The sequence below is a fragment of the Yersinia enterocolitica subsp. enterocolitica genome, assembly GCF_901472495.1.
Taxonomy (GTDB): Bacteria; Pseudomonadota; Gammaproteobacteria; order Enterobacterales; family Enterobacteriaceae; genus Yersinia; species Yersinia enterocolitica.
In genome coordinates this window covers 1,997,075-2,012,896 of record NZ_LR590469.1, presented here as the reverse complement: position 1 = coordinate 2,012,896, position 15,822 = coordinate 1,997,075, and the positions used below count along the sequence as shown (strand labels likewise).

The window sequence follows — 15,822 nt, the reverse complement described above, 5'->3', positions numbered from 1 at the left end:
AGAACGGTGTTCTCAGGAGAAAATAATGAATAACACGATGTTTCACGCATTCAATCGCCGGGTAATATCAGTGATATCGCTACTGGCGGTATTACTGATAGCCGGTGTCGTCAACGCTGCCAGCAATGTCGAGATGGATTTAAGCCAATCACCGGAAGTCTCTGGTACGGCAGAAGGTAAGGTGAAAATGCCCAAACAGCAACAGCGGATGGCGCTGAACTATGTTAACCAACCCCCACTGATCCCACATAGTGTTGATGGCTATCAAATCAGCAAAAATACCAACCGTTGCCTGCAATGTCATGGCGTTGAACATTATCGTACTACGGGTGCGCCTCGTGTTAGCCCAACCCACTTTATTGATCGCGATGGCAAGGTATCGAGTGAAGTATCCCCACGTCGCTACTTCTGCTTGCAATGCCATGTGCCACAAACTGATGCAGCACCGATTGTCGGTAATAGCTTCCAGCCAGCACCTGGCTTTGGTCAATAAGCGAGATGGCTATTGTGAGAATAAACAATGAATGAAACTAAAAAGCCCGGCATGATTAAACGAATATGGCAGTGGTGGCGTCGGCCGAGCCGGCTGGCGCTCGGCACGTTACTGCTGATTGGCTTTGTCAGTGGCATCATTTTCTGGGGCGGTTTTAATACCGGCATGGAAATGGCGAATACTGAAAAATTCTGTATTAGCTGCCATGAAATGAAAGACAACGTTTATCAGGAATACATGGGAACCATCCACTACAGCAACCGCAGTGGTGTGAAGGCAACCTGCCCGGATTGCCATGTGCCCCATGAGTGGGGGCCGAAAATGCTGCGTAAAATCAAAGCCAGTAAAGAGCTATATGCCAAGGCCTTTGGTTTGATTGATACACCACAGAAGTTTGAGGCTCATCGCCTGACGATGGCGGAAAACGAGTGGGCGCGGATGAAAGCCAATGGTTCGCAAGAGTGCCGCAACTGCCATAATTTTGACAATATGGACTTCACGGCTCAGAAAACGGTGGCGGCGAAAATGCACAGTAAAGCGATTGAAGAAGGTAAAACCTGCATCGATTGCCACAAAGGTATCGCCCATAAGTTGCCGGATATGAAGGATGTGCCGACCGGTTTCTAATCCCCTGCGTACTTAAAGCCGCAGGGTTGTTGGCTGCGCTCATGAACCCGAATCACTTACTTGAGTAAGCTCATCGGGATACATTCGCTGGCCGCCTACCTGCAACTTCAATTACTTTGGGTATTTATTTGATACTTGAAGCCGCAGGGTTGTTGGCAGCGCTCATGAACCCGAATCAAATGCTCTGTGGACTGTGCGTCGACAGAGCATTTTTATTGCTATATCGCATATCCACTCGCATAATAAGACCAGTTAACAGGTCTTATTGAGGTAGTTATGCCAAGTGTTATTTTGACAGATACCAGCGCGAGCGTAAGTGAACTGAAGAAAAATCCCATGGCGACAGTGAATGCTGGGGCAGGTTTCCCTGTTGCTATTCTGAACCGTAATCAACCTGTATTTTATTGTGTGCCCGCTGAACTCTATGAGCAAATAATGGAAGCGCTTGATGATCATGAATTAGCCAGGCTGGTGAATGAACGTCGTAATCAACCACTTCATGATATTGATTTGGATAGCTATTTATGACTTATATCGTTAAATTCAGAGACGAAGCGCTAAAGGAATGGCACAAACTGGATAAGACGATACAACAGCAGTTTGCCAAGAAATTAAAAAAATGCAGTGAAAATCCCCATATTGAAAGTGCCAGACTGCGGGGGATCAAGAATGGTTACAAAATTAAATTACGTGCCTCTGGTTTTCGCCTCGTGTATGAAGTTATTGATGGTATTTTGGTAGTTGCAGTGGTTGCGGTAGGGAAAAGAGAACGTAGTGAGGTTTATAAACTGGCCAGTGATAGATTACGCTAATTATTGTTAGCCCGGTAAAGAAGGTCTTATGTCAGTCAAAATTGAAAATATTCGCAGTGAATTGTTATCTAAAAACTGGTTCAAGCTTCATAAGTACACCTTTGATTTAATCGATGATAATGGAACGTCAGTACAACAGATTCGCGAAGTGTATGACCGAGGGAATGGCGCGACTATTTTGTTGTATAACCGGCCCAATGGCACCGTCTTGCTGATTAATCAATTTCGTATGCCGACCTATGTCAATGGCAACCCCGACGGCATGTTGCTGGAAACTTGTGCCGGTTTGTTGGATAACGACTCGCCGGAAGAGTGTATTCGCCGTGAAGCCATGGAAGAAACCGGCTATCAGGTTGATAGCGTACAAAAGCTGTTTGAAGCTTATATGTCGCCGGGTGGCGTGACTGAAATTATTCATTTCTTTGCTGCTGAATATCATGCGGATCAAAAAGTGACTGATGATGTTGGGGTGGAGGATGAGGTTATTGAGGTAATTGAGTTACCTTTCACTGAAGCTATTGCCATGATCGCGGATGGTCGAATTAAAGATGGCAAAACCATCATGCTGTTGCAATACGCCCAAATCCACGGCTTATTAAAATAATATTACTCTGATTGGCTCTCTGCTTGCTGCCGCAATATTGCGGCACTTCATTTTCAATTCCCGATGGTTAATTGTTGATAATATCTCCTGATTGATAAGCAAATTCTTCTGTTGATATAAAAATGTTATGCAGAGTATGCCCTGCTTCATAGATTGTGATAATTCACTCACTATACTGGTTGCCTACCACCTCAAAGAATAAAAGCAAAGGGAACCTACAATGGATGAACAATTGAAACAGAGCGCGCTTGATTTCCACCAATATCCTACTCCGGGGAAAATTCAGGTGTCACCAACCAAACCGCTGGCGACCCAACGGGATTTGGCGCTGGCTTATTCTCCTGGTGTTGCTGCTCCGTGTTTGGAGATTGCGGCTAATCCACTGGCTGCCTATAAATATACGGCGCGTGGCAACCTGGTCGCAGTGATTTCAAACGGTACTGCGGTATTGGGGCTGGGTAATATTGGCGCATTAGCGGGTAAACCAGTCATGGAGGGGAAAGGGGTTCTGTTTAAGAAATTCTCCGGTATTGATGTATTTGATATTGAAGTAGATGAACTCGATCCCGACAAACTGATTGACATTATTGCTTCACTGGAACCGACATTCGGTGGCATTAATCTGGAGGATATTAAAGCGCCCGAGTGTTTTTATATTGAGCAAAAGTTGCGTGAACGCATGAAGATCCCGGTGTTCCATGATGACCAGCATGGCACTGCGATTATCTGCACCGCGGCGGTACTCAACGGCTTGCGTGTCGTGAAAAAAGATATCAGCGATGTGAAGCTGGTGGTGTCTGGGGCCGGGGCTGCATCTATAGCCTGCCTGAATCTATTAGTCGCATTGGGATTAAAGCATCACAACATTACGGTATGTGATTCCAAAGGTGTGATTTATAAAGGTCGTGAAGCCAATATGGCCGAAACCAAAGCGGCTTATGCCATTGAAGATAATGGTCAGCGCACCTTGGGCGATGCGATGCCAGGTGCGGATATCTTCCTCGGCTGCTCTGGCCCCGGTGTCCTCACGCAAGATATGGTGAAAACCATGGCCGCCAGCCCGCTGATTTTGGCGCTGGCGAACCCTGAACCTGAAATCTTGCCGCCACTGGCAAAAGCCGTGCGCCCTGATGCGATTATCTGCACCGGTCGCTCGGACTACCCGAATCAGGTGAATAACGTGCTGTGCTTCCCGTTCATTTTCCGTGGCGCATTAGATGTGGGCGCGACCACCATTAATGAAGAGATGAAACTGGCCTGTGTGCATGCGATTGCTGACCTGGCACTGGCTGAACAGAGTGATGTAGTGGCATCCGCCTATGGTGAACAAGACCTTTCGTTTGGCCCTGAATACATTATTCCTAAACCATTCGACCCGCGTTTGATTGTGAAAATCGCACCGGCGGTGGCGAAAGCGGCAATGGATTCCGGTGTAGCAACCCGTCCAATCACTGACTTTAGTGCTTACATCGAAAAACTGACGGAATTTGTCTATAAAACCAACTTATTTATGAAGCCAATTTTCTCGCAAGCGAAAAAAGAGATGAAGCGGGTAGTCTTGGCGGAAGGGGAAGAAGAGCGAGTATTGCATGCGACTCAAGAGCTTATTTCCCAAGGGCTGGCCTATCCTATCTTGATTGGTCGCCCAAACGTGATTGAGACTCGGCTGAAAAAGTTGGGCCTGCAAATTACGGCGGGGAAAGACTTCGAAGTGGTCAATAATGAGTCTGACCCACGCTTTAATGAATATTGGCACGAATACTATCAAATCATGAAGCGCCGTGGGGTTTCGCAGGAACAGGCGCGTCGGGCAGTGATTGGCAACCCAACCCTGATTGGCTCCATTATGGTTCATCGGGGGGAGGCCGATGCGATGATTTGTGGCACCATTGGCACTTATCATGAGCATTATGATGTGGTCGAGAAAGTATTCGGTTTCCGTGAGGGGGCGCATGTGGCGGGCGCGATGAATGCGCTATTACTGCCAACCGGCAATACGTTTATCGCTGACACTTACGTCAATGATGACCCGACACCGGAGCAGTTGGCCGAGATTACGTTGATGGCAGCTGAAACGGTGCGCCGTTTTGGTATTGAGCCAAAAGTGGCACTGTTATCTCATTCGAGTTTTGGTACATCAGATTGCCCGGCCGCGCGTAAAATGCGCCGCACACTTGAGTTGGTGAATCAGATGGCGCCTGAACTGGAGATTGACGGTGAAATGCATGGGGATGCCGCGCTGGTAGAAAGTATCCGCCATAACTTGATGCCAGATAGCCCACTGAAAGGGGCTGCGAACTTACTGATAATGCCAAATATGGAAGCGGCGCGAATCAGTTATAACTTGCTGCGAGTGACCACTTCAGAGGGTGTGACTGTTGGGCCGGTGCTAATGGGGGTGGCAAAACCGATTCATATTCTGACGCCGATTGCTTCTGTGCGTCGAATCGTGAATATGGTGGCATTAGCGGTGGTAGAGGCACAAACCCAGCCATTGTAGTTTCTGGTGTTATAACGTGGTGAGTCAAAAGGGGAGCTATATTAGCTCCCATGAGGTTAATGACAAAGTGCCCGTAACGGTGAAAACAGGCAGATCGTAAAGACGCCGTAACCCCCTCCCTGGGGGCTCGAGCCGCGCCCTCCTTGGCGCGGACGCACCTGTTTTCACCTTGCAAGATCGAGTCGTTGGGGTTTGTCAACAGTCAGAGGGGAGCATATTAGCTCTCCTGAGCTTAATGACAAAGCTGTTGATAACTTAGTGAGTGAAGGGTTTACCGCACCTCGGGGCACTCCGGTCGCTTACGCGACTACGACCCCAACGGCACGATTCCCCTTCATTTGACTTTGTCAGCAGTCGGAGGGGAGCTATATTAGCTCCGCTCTGTTTTATTAAATTGTAAAATAGCGAATGCAAGGCTGGCTTCTTGTCAACAAATTGTATGAATATATAAAAGTGACTCTATACAATAAAAATTGATCTATTATCTATTGCGTTTATGATTAACTGAGTTACCTAAGATTATTGGTGACTATTTAATAAGATATGTCTTGTTTTTATAGGGTGAATATTTAGTCGTAATGATGTTTAATAGCTATTAACTGTTCGTTTTATCTTCTTTGATATCTATTTATTTAGTTTAACTTGATGATTTTTAAGGTTGTTCGTTTTTTGCTAAATGTCTTTTCATTTTAAGATCTGTTGTGATTTTATTTTACATAATAGGATTATTCCCAGCACGGCAAGGTGTGTCTGAATTACTTTATCTATTGATATTGATAACATGATTATCAATAGATTGATGCGCTGTGTTCGTTTGTTTAATCTCAAGGGTAATCCAATGATTTCAGTTGTATCTTTAAGTCAGTCATCATTTTTTGGTATCGGATTAGACTATGTAGTCTCGGATGTTATGTCACTCAGAAAATCTAAGCATTCAATATCGCTAAATAATTTTACTGATATTGCTGAAGCCTGTGATTATGTTGAGATGCATAGTGTCGATTTCTTAATAGTTGATTATACCTGGCCAGGTGAAAACTGGTTAAATATGATAATTTCACTGAAGGAACGGATGAGATATCATCATTTTAAAATAGTCAGTATTATTGGTGAGAAAATACTTGAAATAGAGCACATTGTTATTAAACAAACCTCTTATCTATCTTTTGATTTATATAATAGTATCCAAGGGCTACAATTAGTACTTTCTGATAGCGCAACTATTAAAGGACGAATTAATAATGATATTAATATTGATGATATTCTCTATATATACTATTTAAGAAAATTTAAAATAACACAAAGAGAATATACCATACTTAGCCTTATTTTATCGGGTAATAGTAATAAGAATATTTCACAAAAACTTGATATTAGTGAGAAAACTGTGAGTGGTCATCGACACAGTATTTATATCAAACTAAAAGTTAAGTCGGTAGGGCAACTTTATAATAAACTACTTAATCAGGCTGTATGTTGTTAGTCTCCGTTAATGAAGATTCGCTATGATTTTGAGACATTTCCTGATCAGATTATTTGAGTCGGATTTTTTATTAATATAGGCATAATACGATACTACGCCATCATTTGAAAAGGGGAGAGGGGACATGCGGACATTGAACTGTTTCGCTAAGAATGACTGCATCATAAAGGGGAAAATCGCTAAGTAGTCTGTATTGGCGACTAGAGTTACAGCGTTGAGTGAGTTGGTTGTTTCAATTTTTGCATTATCATTGACATGAATATCATTAAAAGAACGCCCGGGAGTAAATAAAGCTCTTTGGGTATTGAGGTTCCAAATTAAGCGCTGTTCTTGCAACCAGTCATCTTTAGTTATGTCACCAGGAATTCTACTGTGTGAATTACTTAATAAAACCCCCAGTGGAAATGATCCTAAATGATAACTGACTAATGAACGGTCTATATCTAAAATAGAGCCGATATCGATATCTACTTCACTATTTCTTAACCGTGATACTCGTTGCTCACTGGTATAATGGCTATCAACATATTTGATAGTAAAACTCTTGCCCATATCGCTGGACTGTGACAGTTGGTATATTTGGCAACTTAACCAGTGTTGGATTAATGGGCTGGCACTGATTGTCAGCGAGTTTTGGGCCGAATCACTATTTTTCCCAGCAGCAATGGCATTATCAATCAGATTAGCGGCAGACGAAAAATGGCTGTTGAGTGTTATTGCGAGAGTGGTGGGAACCAAACCTTCTTTGGTATTAATTACAATCCGGTCATTGAATTCACGCCTTAAGCGAGCAAGACCGTGGCTAACCGTTGAAATTGCAACATCCAGTTCTTCTGCTGTGCGGGTAACACTACGAAACTCAATCAGGCATTGCAGCAATTTCACCAGATTGTAATCAAATTTTTTCATATGCCAGCCCGCAGTGAAGGTTTATATAAAGTATATAACACGATAAAACCAAATTATTCATTTTGGGCTGGGTAGGGGCAGAGATAACGCTAAATTTTTAGTTATCGATATTTAGACTTGCGCTTTAATGGCTTGTTGTAACCATTTATCCAGCTCATTGGCAAATTGCTGGCGATCGCGCTGATTTAAGGTATTAGGACCACCGGTTTGAATACCGCTGGCGCGCATGGTGTCCATAAAGTCGCGCATATTCAACCGCTCACGGATAGTATCTGGAGTATAGCGTTCGCCGCGCGGATTTAACGCAATCCCCCCTTTCTCAATCACCTCGGCGGCTAACGGAATATCTGCAGTGATGACCAGATCATTTTTTTCGACGCGCTGCACGATTTCGTTATCAGCAACATCAAAGCCAGAAGCAACTTGTAATGTACGAATATACTTTGAAGGCGGGGTTTTTAGTGGCTGGTTTGCCACCAGCGTTACCATCATGCCAGTTCGGTCTGCGGCACGAAATAGCACTTCTTTAATAACATTCGGACAAGCGTCCGCATCAACCCAAATTTGCATCAGTGATGTTCTCCTGCGGCTAACCAGTCTTTTACCGGCAGAAAATCTCGGTACAGCGCCACTTCAGCGCTGTCTGCTGCCGGTTGATAATTATATTCCCAACGCACCAGTGGCGGCATGGACATTAAAATAGATTCTGTGCGCCCACCGGTTTGTAAACCAAATAACGTGCCGCGATCCCAGACCAAATTAAATTCAACATAACGGCCCCGGCGATAAAGCTGAAATTCGCGCTCACGCTCGCCCCAACACAGAGCTTTGCGTCGCGCGACAATCGGCATATAAGCATCCAGGAAACCATCGCCGACTGCTTGAGTAAAGTTGAAACAGGTATCAAAGTCGGGGCTGTTTAAATCGTCGAAGAATAGGCCGCCAATACCGCGAGCTTCATTACGATGCTTAATATAAAAATAGTCGTCGCACCATTTTTTATAACGCGAATAGAGTTGTTCGCCAAAAGGTTGGCACAGGTTATAAGCGGTTTGATGCCAGTGAATCGCATCTTCTTCAAAACCATAGAAGGGGGTTAAATCAAAGCCACCACCAAACCACCACACCGGATCTTCGTCAGGCTTTTCAGCAATAAAAAAGCGTACATTGGCATGACTGGTGGGTAGATAAGGGCTATTCGGATGAATAACCAGTGACACGCCGAGCGCCTGAAAACTGCGACCCGCCAGTTCGGGGCGATGTGCGGTGGCAGATGCTGGCAGTGCCGCGCCAGAAACATGTGAAAAGTTTACCCCTGCTTGCTCGAAAACTGCCCCTTTGACCATTACCCGACTGCGGCCACCGCCACCTTCTTCACGCACCCAGTTTTCTTCTGTGAATTTGGCGCTGCCATCAGCTTGGGCCAGCGCAGCACAGATTTTATCCTGTAAATCCAGCAGGTAGGTTTTGATTTGGTCGATATTGGGTAAATTCATCTGAAGGGTTCTGGTAGCCGAGAAATTATAAGGGGCCAAGTATACCGCGATTTGCCGCCATTGTTGTACTCTCGGTGTCGAGTTGTGCTGTGTGGGTTGGAATCTGACAAGATTTATCCAGTTCTCCTATCATTACGTACTATCACTATGGGAAATATCACTTTATTATTGCGTGATATAATTTTGTGTAATGATCAGCATATCCATTTGACTCAAGGGTGCGAATATCCATGGAAATCCGTGTATTTCAGCAAAGTGATTTTGAAGAAGTGATTCTGCTGTGGGAGCATTGTGACTTGCTGCGGCCCTGGAATGATCCGGAAATGGATATTGAACGTAAACTGAATCATGATCCCGAATTGTTTCTGGTGGCGGAAGTCAGTGGCGCGATCGTCGGCTCGGTAATGGGAGGGTATGACGGCCACCGAGGTTCTGCTTATTATCTGGGCGTTCATCCTGATTTCCGGGGACGTGGCTTTGCCAATGCGCTGATCAGTCGGCTGGAAAAGAAACTCATTGCCCGTGGCTGCCCAAAGCTGAATATTATGGTGCGCGAAGACAATGACGCAGTGATCGGCATGTATGAAAAGCTGGATTACGAAACCCAAGACACGATTATGCTGGGCAAACGGCTGATTGTGGATCAGGAATATTAAGGGGTTAGTGGGTTGAATTTAATTTAAAACCGCACTTTTTATTCAATAGTCGTCGTGACTGAAATGGCTCAGGCATCCAATGATATTAGTGAGTGATGTTATTATGTGGAGTCGCAGGTAGGTTGGTTGCGACTCCACTTACTTTCAGCTAACTTATTTAATCTTGGTAATGTTTTTCACATCAACTTCCACAGAGTTCCAGTCTTTATCCACTTTCCCTTCGATTTGGACTTTATCTTGCGGCGTGATGGTTTGGCCTTGCCAGCGTTTGCTGTCGATATCGACAGTAATGGTGCCGGTGCTATCGCGGAAAGTATAAGTATCATGGCCCAGGCGCTCGGTAATATTCCCTTGCAAGGTAACATGGGCATCATCACGCATGGTTTTCACTTTATCTACCGTGGTATTGCTGGCATTTGGCCCTGAGAACCCACCTTGAGCGGCTGGCTGAGTCTGTGTTGTTGCCGGGCCGTCAAAACCACCTTGCGCTGCGGTTGATGCGCTTTGCGCCAGAAATGGTGTGCTGCACAACATAACCAAGGTTGCAGCTAAGGTCAGTTTCTTCATTTTATTGCTCCTTCAAAATTATTGCATTTGAAACCAGAGGCCTTGTTAGCCTCGTTACCCAATACTAGACCAAAATTACGTGAGAATTTGCCTAATAAGAGATTAGCTCATTGCGAAATATAACTGTCTGGTGAGTATAAATGGGGATAAAGTCTATTTTATCAAGCCGATTAGTGGAATTTTCTTCTGTGAGTGAATTCGTTTGACGACACCGATTATAGGAAAGAATGATGAAAGCCGGTAGTGTGATGGCACTTTTTCAGCCAGCCGGACTCCAATCTCTGGTTATCATTTTCAATTGTCATGCTCTTGCTTCCGTGCATAGTCTTTTTGCAGGAGAACTTATGGGATGCAGTGGTTTTTTTAGGAGTTTTAGATGAATATTTGCCCACGATTGTCTGGGATGCGCTGGTTATTACTGGGAGCCCCTTTGTTGCTAGCAGGGTGCTCAGCCACGTCCGGTTTTTCTTGGTCCAGTTTGTCTCCTCTTAATTGGTTTGGCGGTAGCAGCAGTATGCAAGTTACCGATAAAGGTGTTGGTGGTATTACAGCCAGTACGCCGTTGAGTGAAAATGAGATTAAAGAAGGGCTGAAAGGCGATTATCGGCTGCGCAGCGGTATGGAAACTAATGGTGGCAAGTTAGTGTCGTTCTATCAGGCCATGAAAGAAGACCAAATTAAGTTGGTTATCTCCGGCCAACCAAAAGGTACGGTAGAGCGCATTGATGTTATGGATAAAGATATTCCGAGCCAATGGGGTGTCAGTATCGGCACGCCATTTAGCCAATTGTATAAAAAAGCCTTTGGTGTCTGTCGCCAAGGTACCGGTGATGATCATGCGCAAATAGAGTGTGCTGCACCAGATAGTCAGCATGTCAGTTATTTATTTGATGGTGACTGGCATGGCCCGGAGGGCTTAATGCCAGCTGACGATGCTTTGCAAAGCTGGAAAGTCAGTAAAATTATATGGCGCGCTAAAAGCGAATAAATATTATTCTCTTTTTATTATTAAGGCGCGGCTGATATCTGCGTCTTAATAATATTCTTCCTTCTCAAAGCCTCGGTACCAGCTCAGTTTTATTTTGCGTTGACGCAAGGTTATTTTAATCGCTTCAGCTATGATATTCGGCATAATCAATATTGGCTGTTAGTGAGGAAATAACATGACTCAAGTTCAGAGTGGCATTTTGCTGGAGCATTGCCGTTTTGCCATTTTTATGGAAGCAAAAGTGCAGGGCGAATTTGAAGCCATTCGGCAAGGGTGTAAAAAATTCTGTTTTGCATTGCAAGAGTTACAACAGCAATTCCCCAATGAGCATTTAGGTGCCGTAATTGCTTTCGGTTCCGATATTTGGCATGACCTGTCTAATGGTCAGGGCGCGAAAGAGTTAAAACCTTTTACTGCACTGGGCAAAGCGCCGATGATTGCTCCTGCCACCCAACGTGATTTATTAATTCATATTCAGTCATTACGCCAGGATATCAACTTCACTCTGGCGCAAGCTGCTGTGGCTGCGTTTGGTGATGCTATTGCGGTTGAAGAAGAGACTCATGGTTTCCGCTGGGTTGAAGAGCGTGATTTTACTGGCTTTATTGATGGTACTGAGAATCCGCAAGGTGAAAGTCGACCTGAAGTGGCTGTTATTGCTGATGGCGAAGAAGATGCGGGCGGCAGTTATGTCTTGGTTCAGCGCTATGAACATGATCTGAAAAAATGGCAGCGTATTCCAGAACATAAACAAGAACAAATTGTAGGGCGTACCAAACATGGCAGTGAGGAATTGCCTTCAGATCAACGCCCAGATACCTCTCACGTCAGCCGGGTTGATCTTAAAGAGAATGGTAAAGGGCTAAAAATCTTGCGTCAAAGCTTGCCTTACGGTACTGCCAGTGGCAAACACGGTTTGTATTTTATTGCCTATTGCGCACGGTTGCACAATATCGAACAGCAATTACTGAGCATGTTTGGTTCAATAGACGGTAAGCACGATCTGTTATTAGGTTTTAGTAAGCCAGTAACCGGCAGTTATTACTTTGCGCCGTCTCTGACTAAGTTATTGTCTTTATAAGTGCAGCTCTTCTGAATGACGAAAGGCCGGTTTTCCGGCCTTTATCTTTTTGTGATGAGTTATCTATCGTAATTAAATCGCGATTGCATCCCGCATTCTATTCACCACGGTTTGTTTCTGTTCTTTAGTCAGCGCACGTAATGGCAAGCGCGGATTACCGGCATCAATACCGTGTAATTGCATGGCAGCTTTACCGGCAGCAACGCCACCAAATTCGACCAAAACGCGAATAAGGGCAATAACCTGATCCATACCGCGTTGTACGGCAACTTGATTGCCAGCACTAAAATCAGCAATGATTTTATGGAATAGCGGCGCGGCGTAATTATAAGTACTACCGACTGCGCCAATAGCTCCCACTGCCAGACCACCCGGTAAATGTTCATCGACCCCGAATGGAATATCAAATTTGCCACCGCTGACGCGCAGACAGCGTTGGAATTCATACAAATCTGCATTATTGAATTTAATCCCTGACAGGTTTGGGATTTTTGATTCGGCTTTGATGAGGAATTGTTCCATATCCAAATTCACACCGGACATTCCGGAATGATAGTAATAGAAACCTTTTGAAGGTGCGGCTGCCGCGATGGCCTGACAATAGGCAATCAGGTCGTCAATATTACCCGGTTTAAAGAAGCATGGGCCGATGGCTGAGGTCGCGAAAATATCCAGAGTTTCGGCATGACGCGAAAGGTCGATAGCATCTTTAATGCTGAGTGCGCCAGTGTGTAAGGTAATGCTCAGTTTACCTTGTGCCGCTTTTACCCAACGCTCGGCAATTTTTTTGCGCTCTTCTACCGAGCAATGAATACCTTCACCCGTGGTGCCACACACATAGACCCCTTTCACACCATCATTCACCAGATGCTCGGCAATTTGGTCGATGACGGGATAATTGACTTCACCCTGCTCATCAAAGGGAGTGTGCGGAGCTGCGATCAGGCCGGTTAACTTTTTCATACGCATCCTTAATAAATCAGAGAGAGTGGGGGCATGGTTAGCCAAAATAGTTTTGAGTACCAGCGACATCTGGTTGTGCCATCAGTGACTCGTTAGTTTTGCTGCTTCGTTTTCTTGTGGCGCATGTTGAATTGCTTCACAAAACCAACTGCAAATATGTTCTATACGCGTAATGGCAGAGCCAACGGTTACGGCATAAGCGCCGGCTGATATTGCCGCTGCGGCTAAGGCTGGAGAGTTATAACGGCCTTCAGCAATCACCTTACAGTCCGCTTGAGATAACTGTTTTACCAGTTCTAAGTCCGGTTCAGTGGGGACGGGGGTTTGGGTATAGCCGGATAATGTAGTGCCGATAAAGTCGATGCCTAAGCGGTATGCCAGTAGGCCATCTTCAATATTAGAGGCATCTGCCATCGCCAGGCAGCCAGTTGCCTGCACCCGCTGGAATAAATCCTCCACTGAAACCGGGCGTGGGCGGCAGGTGACGTCAAAAGCGATAATATCGGCTCCGGCGGCGCTTAACGCATCAACATCTTCCAGCCACGGTGTGATCCTGACTTCTGAGTCGGGCAAATCACGTTTAATAATGCCGATGATTGGGGCATCGGTAACCCGGCGCACAGCTTCAATATTGCTGATGCCCTCAACACGCAGACCTACTGCGCCGCCGGCCAGTGCAGCCAATGCCATTGCCGCAACAATTTCTGGCGTATCCATAGCACTGCCAGGTACGGGTTGGCACGAGGCGATGAGGCCATTCTGGAGCTGGTGGCGGAGACGACTTATTTTAGTTACGTTCAGATTGCTCACGGTCTTTAGCTCCGATAAAATATTTTAAATGAAGTTTTACTCCACTATGTTAGATCTTTTATTTGCCGGGTGCAATGGTCAACCTTTCATTAATCAGGTCAAAAAGCGTTCATTGTGGAGTGCAACTCCAATTTTTAAAAAATAATGGAGTTGTGGCCAAAAAATTGTCATAGTGATTCTATCAACATCATTACAGGTACAAGAGGGTTGCGCCAGATGGGAAAAGTGTTAGCACTGGATATCGGTGGAACAAAAATTGCGGCGGCGGTGGTGACTGAAAGCGGCATGTTGGTTGGCCGTCAGCAGGTGGCAACGCCACGTGGCGGGGCAGCACAACTGGCGCTAGCGCTGGAAACGCTGATTACACCTTATCGACATCTGGTTGATTTTATTGCTGTTGCCTCAACCGGTATTATCAGTGATGGCCGCCTGACCGCGCTTAATCCCGCCAACTTGGGCGGCTTAGCAGATTTTCCGTTACAAGAATGCATCCAATCGATCGCTGATTTACCTTGTGTGCTGCTTAATGATGGGCAGGCGGCTGCATGGGCTGAATATCAGGCATTAAGCCATGATGGCGACAAGCTGATATCGCTAAACAATGAGATTACGATAAACAATATGATGTTTGTGACGGTTTCCACGGGGGTGGGCGGCGGCATTGTGTTGAATAAAAAACTGTTGGTCGGTAATCACGGACTGGCCGGGCACATAGGTCATACGCTGGCCGATCCTCATGGCTTGTTGTGTGGTTGTGGCCGTAAGGGGTGTGTCGAGAGTGTGGCTTCCGGTACGGCAATCGGCGCGGAAACCTTGGGTTGGAAGCAACCGGTGACTGCCGCCAAAGTGTTTGAGTTGGCACAACTTGGCAATGTTCAGGCGGAAAACATTATTAACCGCTCCGCGGCCGCCATTGCCCAGATGCTGGCAGACATGAAAATGGCGCTGGATCTGGAAGTGGTCATTCTGGGCGGCAGTGTCGGGTTGGCACCGGGGTATTTAGAGCGGGTCATTGGTGCACAAAAAACCTTGCCGGACATCTATCGTGTGCCGCTACAAGCAGCTTATCACCGGCAGGATAGTGGTTTATTAGGCGCAGCGCTGTGGGCCAGATCATCACTGAAGCCATAACATCAAAACAAAAATATTGAGGTCAATATGATCAGTGGTTCATTAACACAAACAGCTTTTTTCAGCGGATTACCAGAACGTTTGCAATGGGTTTTAGCCTATTTGGCTAAGACGCCGTTGGCTCAATTGAGTTGCGGGCGTCATGAAATAGATGGCGAGCTTATTTTCATGAACGTGATGGAGTTTGACACCCAACTGGCTGAAAATAAGAAAGCTGAAATGCACCAAACTTATGCCGATGTTCAACTACTCATCAGCGGCATTGAAGGGATTGAATACTCGGTATTGACGCCCACCGAGCATCTTGAGCCTTATCATGCCGACGATGACTACCAGCTTATTGCTGAGATTCCAGATAAAAGCCAATTACGCATGTTACCGGGGATGTTTGCGGTATTTCTGCCGGGTGAACCGCATAAGCCGGGTTGCCAAATCGCCGGTTCTGGCACTATCAAAAAAGCGGTGGTGAAAGTTCACTATTCTTTATTGTGAAGAAATTATCTCTATGATTTTTATATAATAAAAATGCACGTTATCTTTGACATCTTCCCCGGCCCCCCGGGGTTTTTTTATTGATCTCACCCCGCACAATACCGCCATTCTTCTTCACGAAATGGGCCAGTTATGTCATGATGCGCCGCAGAACTGTCACCTGTCCGTCAATTCTCTTTCCCTTGAGGTGTCCGCGTGAAAACTGGTGCC

Annotated in this window: 18 protein-coding genes; 12 read left to right on the top strand and 6 right to left on the bottom strand. The window is 45.6% G+C overall.

All coding sequences use genetic code 11. The features are described 5' to 3' along the window. The first annotated feature begins 25 nt into the window (after positions 1-25). The 7 genes from napB (at position 26) to FGL26_RS09515 (ending at position 6,519) form a co-directional block, all read left to right on the top strand. Positions 26-493, top strand: coding sequence for a nitrate reductase cytochrome c-type subunit (napB, locus tag FGL26_RS09550; protein WP_005165692.1), 468 nt, complete (start codon positions 26-28; stop codon positions 491-493). A gap of 27 nt (positions 494-520) precedes the next feature. After that, positions 521-1,120 carry a cytochrome c-type protein NapC gene (gene napC, locus FGL26_RS09545; protein WP_005172326.1) on the top strand — a complete coding sequence of 200 codons (600 nt, stop codon included), beginning with the start codon at positions 521-523 and terminating at the stop codon, positions 1,118-1,120. A 276-nt stretch (positions 1,121-1,396) separates the two neighbouring features. Continuing rightward, positions 1,397-1,648 (top strand): type II toxin-antitoxin system Phd/YefM family antitoxin, encoded by a 252-nt coding sequence (locus FGL26_RS09540; RefSeq protein ID WP_005172325.1) that lies wholly within the window; start codon positions 1,397-1,399, stop codon positions 1,646-1,648. Then, a complete protein-coding gene (locus tag FGL26_RS09535) occupies positions 1,645-1,932 on the top strand; it encodes a type II toxin-antitoxin system RelE family toxin (RefSeq protein WP_005172322.1) in 288 nt (95 codons plus the stop codon). The genes FGL26_RS09540 and FGL26_RS09535 overlap by 4 nt, the downstream gene beginning before the upstream one ends. 28 nt (positions 1,933-1,960) lie before the next feature. Continuing rightward, positions 1,961-2,536 (top strand): GDP-mannose pyrophosphatase NudK, encoded by a 576-nt coding sequence (gene nudK, locus FGL26_RS09530; protein ID WP_005172319.1) that lies wholly within the window; start codon positions 1,961-1,963, stop codon positions 2,534-2,536. A gap of 220 nt (positions 2,537-2,756) precedes the next feature. Next, entirely contained in the window at positions 2,757-5,036 is a 2,280-nt protein-coding gene (gene maeB, locus FGL26_RS09520) for an NADP-dependent oxaloacetate-decarboxylating malate dehydrogenase (RefSeq protein WP_005172316.1), read from the top strand. Positions 5,037-5,874: 838 nt separating this feature from the next. Next, positions 5,875-6,519, top strand: coding sequence for a response regulator transcription factor (locus tag FGL26_RS09515; RefSeq protein ID WP_005172311.1), 645 nt, complete (start codon positions 5,875-5,877; stop codon positions 6,517-6,519). 6 nt (positions 6,520-6,525) lie between these two features. Here the strand turns inward: FGL26_RS09515 and FGL26_RS21670 are convergent, their stop codons facing one another. The 3 genes from FGL26_RS21670 to hemF form a co-directional block, all read right to left on the bottom strand. Next, on the bottom strand, positions 6,526-7,428 hold the full coding sequence (locus tag FGL26_RS21670) for a LysR family transcriptional regulator (protein ID WP_005172308.1): 903 nt from the start codon (positions 7,426-7,428) through the stop codon (positions 6,526-6,528). A 111-nt stretch (positions 7,429-7,539) separates the two neighbouring features. Further along, positions 7,540-7,998 (bottom strand): YaiI/YqxD family protein, encoded by a 459-nt coding sequence (locus FGL26_RS09505; RefSeq protein WP_005172304.1) that lies wholly within the window; start codon positions 7,996-7,998, stop codon positions 7,540-7,542. Then, positions 7,998-8,924: an oxygen-dependent coproporphyrinogen oxidase gene (hemF, locus tag FGL26_RS09500; RefSeq protein ID WP_005172302.1), complete on the bottom strand. Its 927-nt coding sequence runs from the start codon at positions 8,922-8,924 to the stop codon at positions 7,998-8,000. The genes FGL26_RS09505 and hemF overlap by 1 nt, the downstream gene beginning before the upstream one ends. A gap of 230 nt (positions 8,925-9,154) precedes the next feature. Here hemF and FGL26_RS09495 point away from each other — a divergent pair, with 230 nt between their 5' ends. Next, positions 9,155-9,580, top strand: a complete 426-nt coding sequence (locus tag FGL26_RS09495) for a GNAT family acetyltransferase (RefSeq protein WP_005172297.1) — start codon at positions 9,155-9,157, stop codon at positions 9,578-9,580. Between the two features lie 153 nt (positions 9,581-9,733). Here the strand turns inward: FGL26_RS09495 and FGL26_RS09490 are convergent, their stop codons facing one another. Further along, complete coding sequence (locus tag FGL26_RS09490; RefSeq protein ID WP_005172296.1) at positions 9,734-10,147, bottom strand: YgiW/YdeI family stress tolerance OB fold protein; 414 nt, start codon at positions 10,145-10,147, stop codon at positions 9,734-9,736. Positions 10,148-10,523: 376 nt separating this feature from the next. Here FGL26_RS09490 and FGL26_RS09485 point away from each other — a divergent pair, with 376 nt between their 5' ends. Next, the gene (locus FGL26_RS09485; RefSeq protein ID WP_005172292.1) at positions 10,524-11,135 is read left to right on the top strand and encodes an RpoE-regulated lipoprotein; all 612 of its coding nucleotides are present in this window, start codon (positions 10,524-10,526) and stop codon (positions 11,133-11,135) included. A 175-nt stretch (positions 11,136-11,310) separates the two neighbouring features. Continuing rightward, entirely contained in the window at positions 11,311-12,216 is a 906-nt protein-coding gene (locus FGL26_RS09480) for a Dyp-type peroxidase (protein WP_005172289.1), read from the top strand. A 72-nt stretch (positions 12,217-12,288) separates the two neighbouring features. Here the strand turns inward: FGL26_RS09480 and FGL26_RS09475 are convergent, their stop codons facing one another. Next, positions 12,289-13,179 carry a dihydrodipicolinate synthase family protein gene (locus FGL26_RS09475; RefSeq protein WP_005172286.1) on the bottom strand — a complete coding sequence of 297 codons (891 nt, stop codon included), beginning with the start codon at positions 13,177-13,179 and terminating at the stop codon, positions 12,289-12,291. An 81-nt stretch (positions 13,180-13,260) separates the two neighbouring features. Continuing rightward, on the bottom strand, positions 13,261-13,980 hold the full coding sequence (locus tag FGL26_RS09470; RefSeq protein ID WP_073969954.1) for an N-acetylmannosamine-6-phosphate 2-epimerase: 720 nt from the start codon (positions 13,978-13,980) through the stop codon (positions 13,261-13,263). Positions 13,981-14,205: 225 nt separating this feature from the next. Here FGL26_RS09470 and FGL26_RS09465 point away from each other — a divergent pair, with 225 nt between their 5' ends. Together FGL26_RS09465 and nanQ are read left to right on the top strand one after the other, a co-directional pair. Further along, positions 14,206-15,120, top strand: a complete 915-nt coding sequence (locus FGL26_RS09465; RefSeq protein ID WP_005172275.1) for an N-acetylmannosamine kinase — start codon at positions 14,206-14,208, stop codon at positions 15,118-15,120. 27 nt (positions 15,121-15,147) lie between these two features. Then, entirely contained in the window at positions 15,148-15,612 is a 465-nt protein-coding gene (gene nanQ, locus FGL26_RS09460) for an N-acetylneuraminate anomerase (RefSeq protein ID WP_005172273.1), read from the top strand. Positions 15,613-15,822 lie beyond the last annotated feature (210 nt).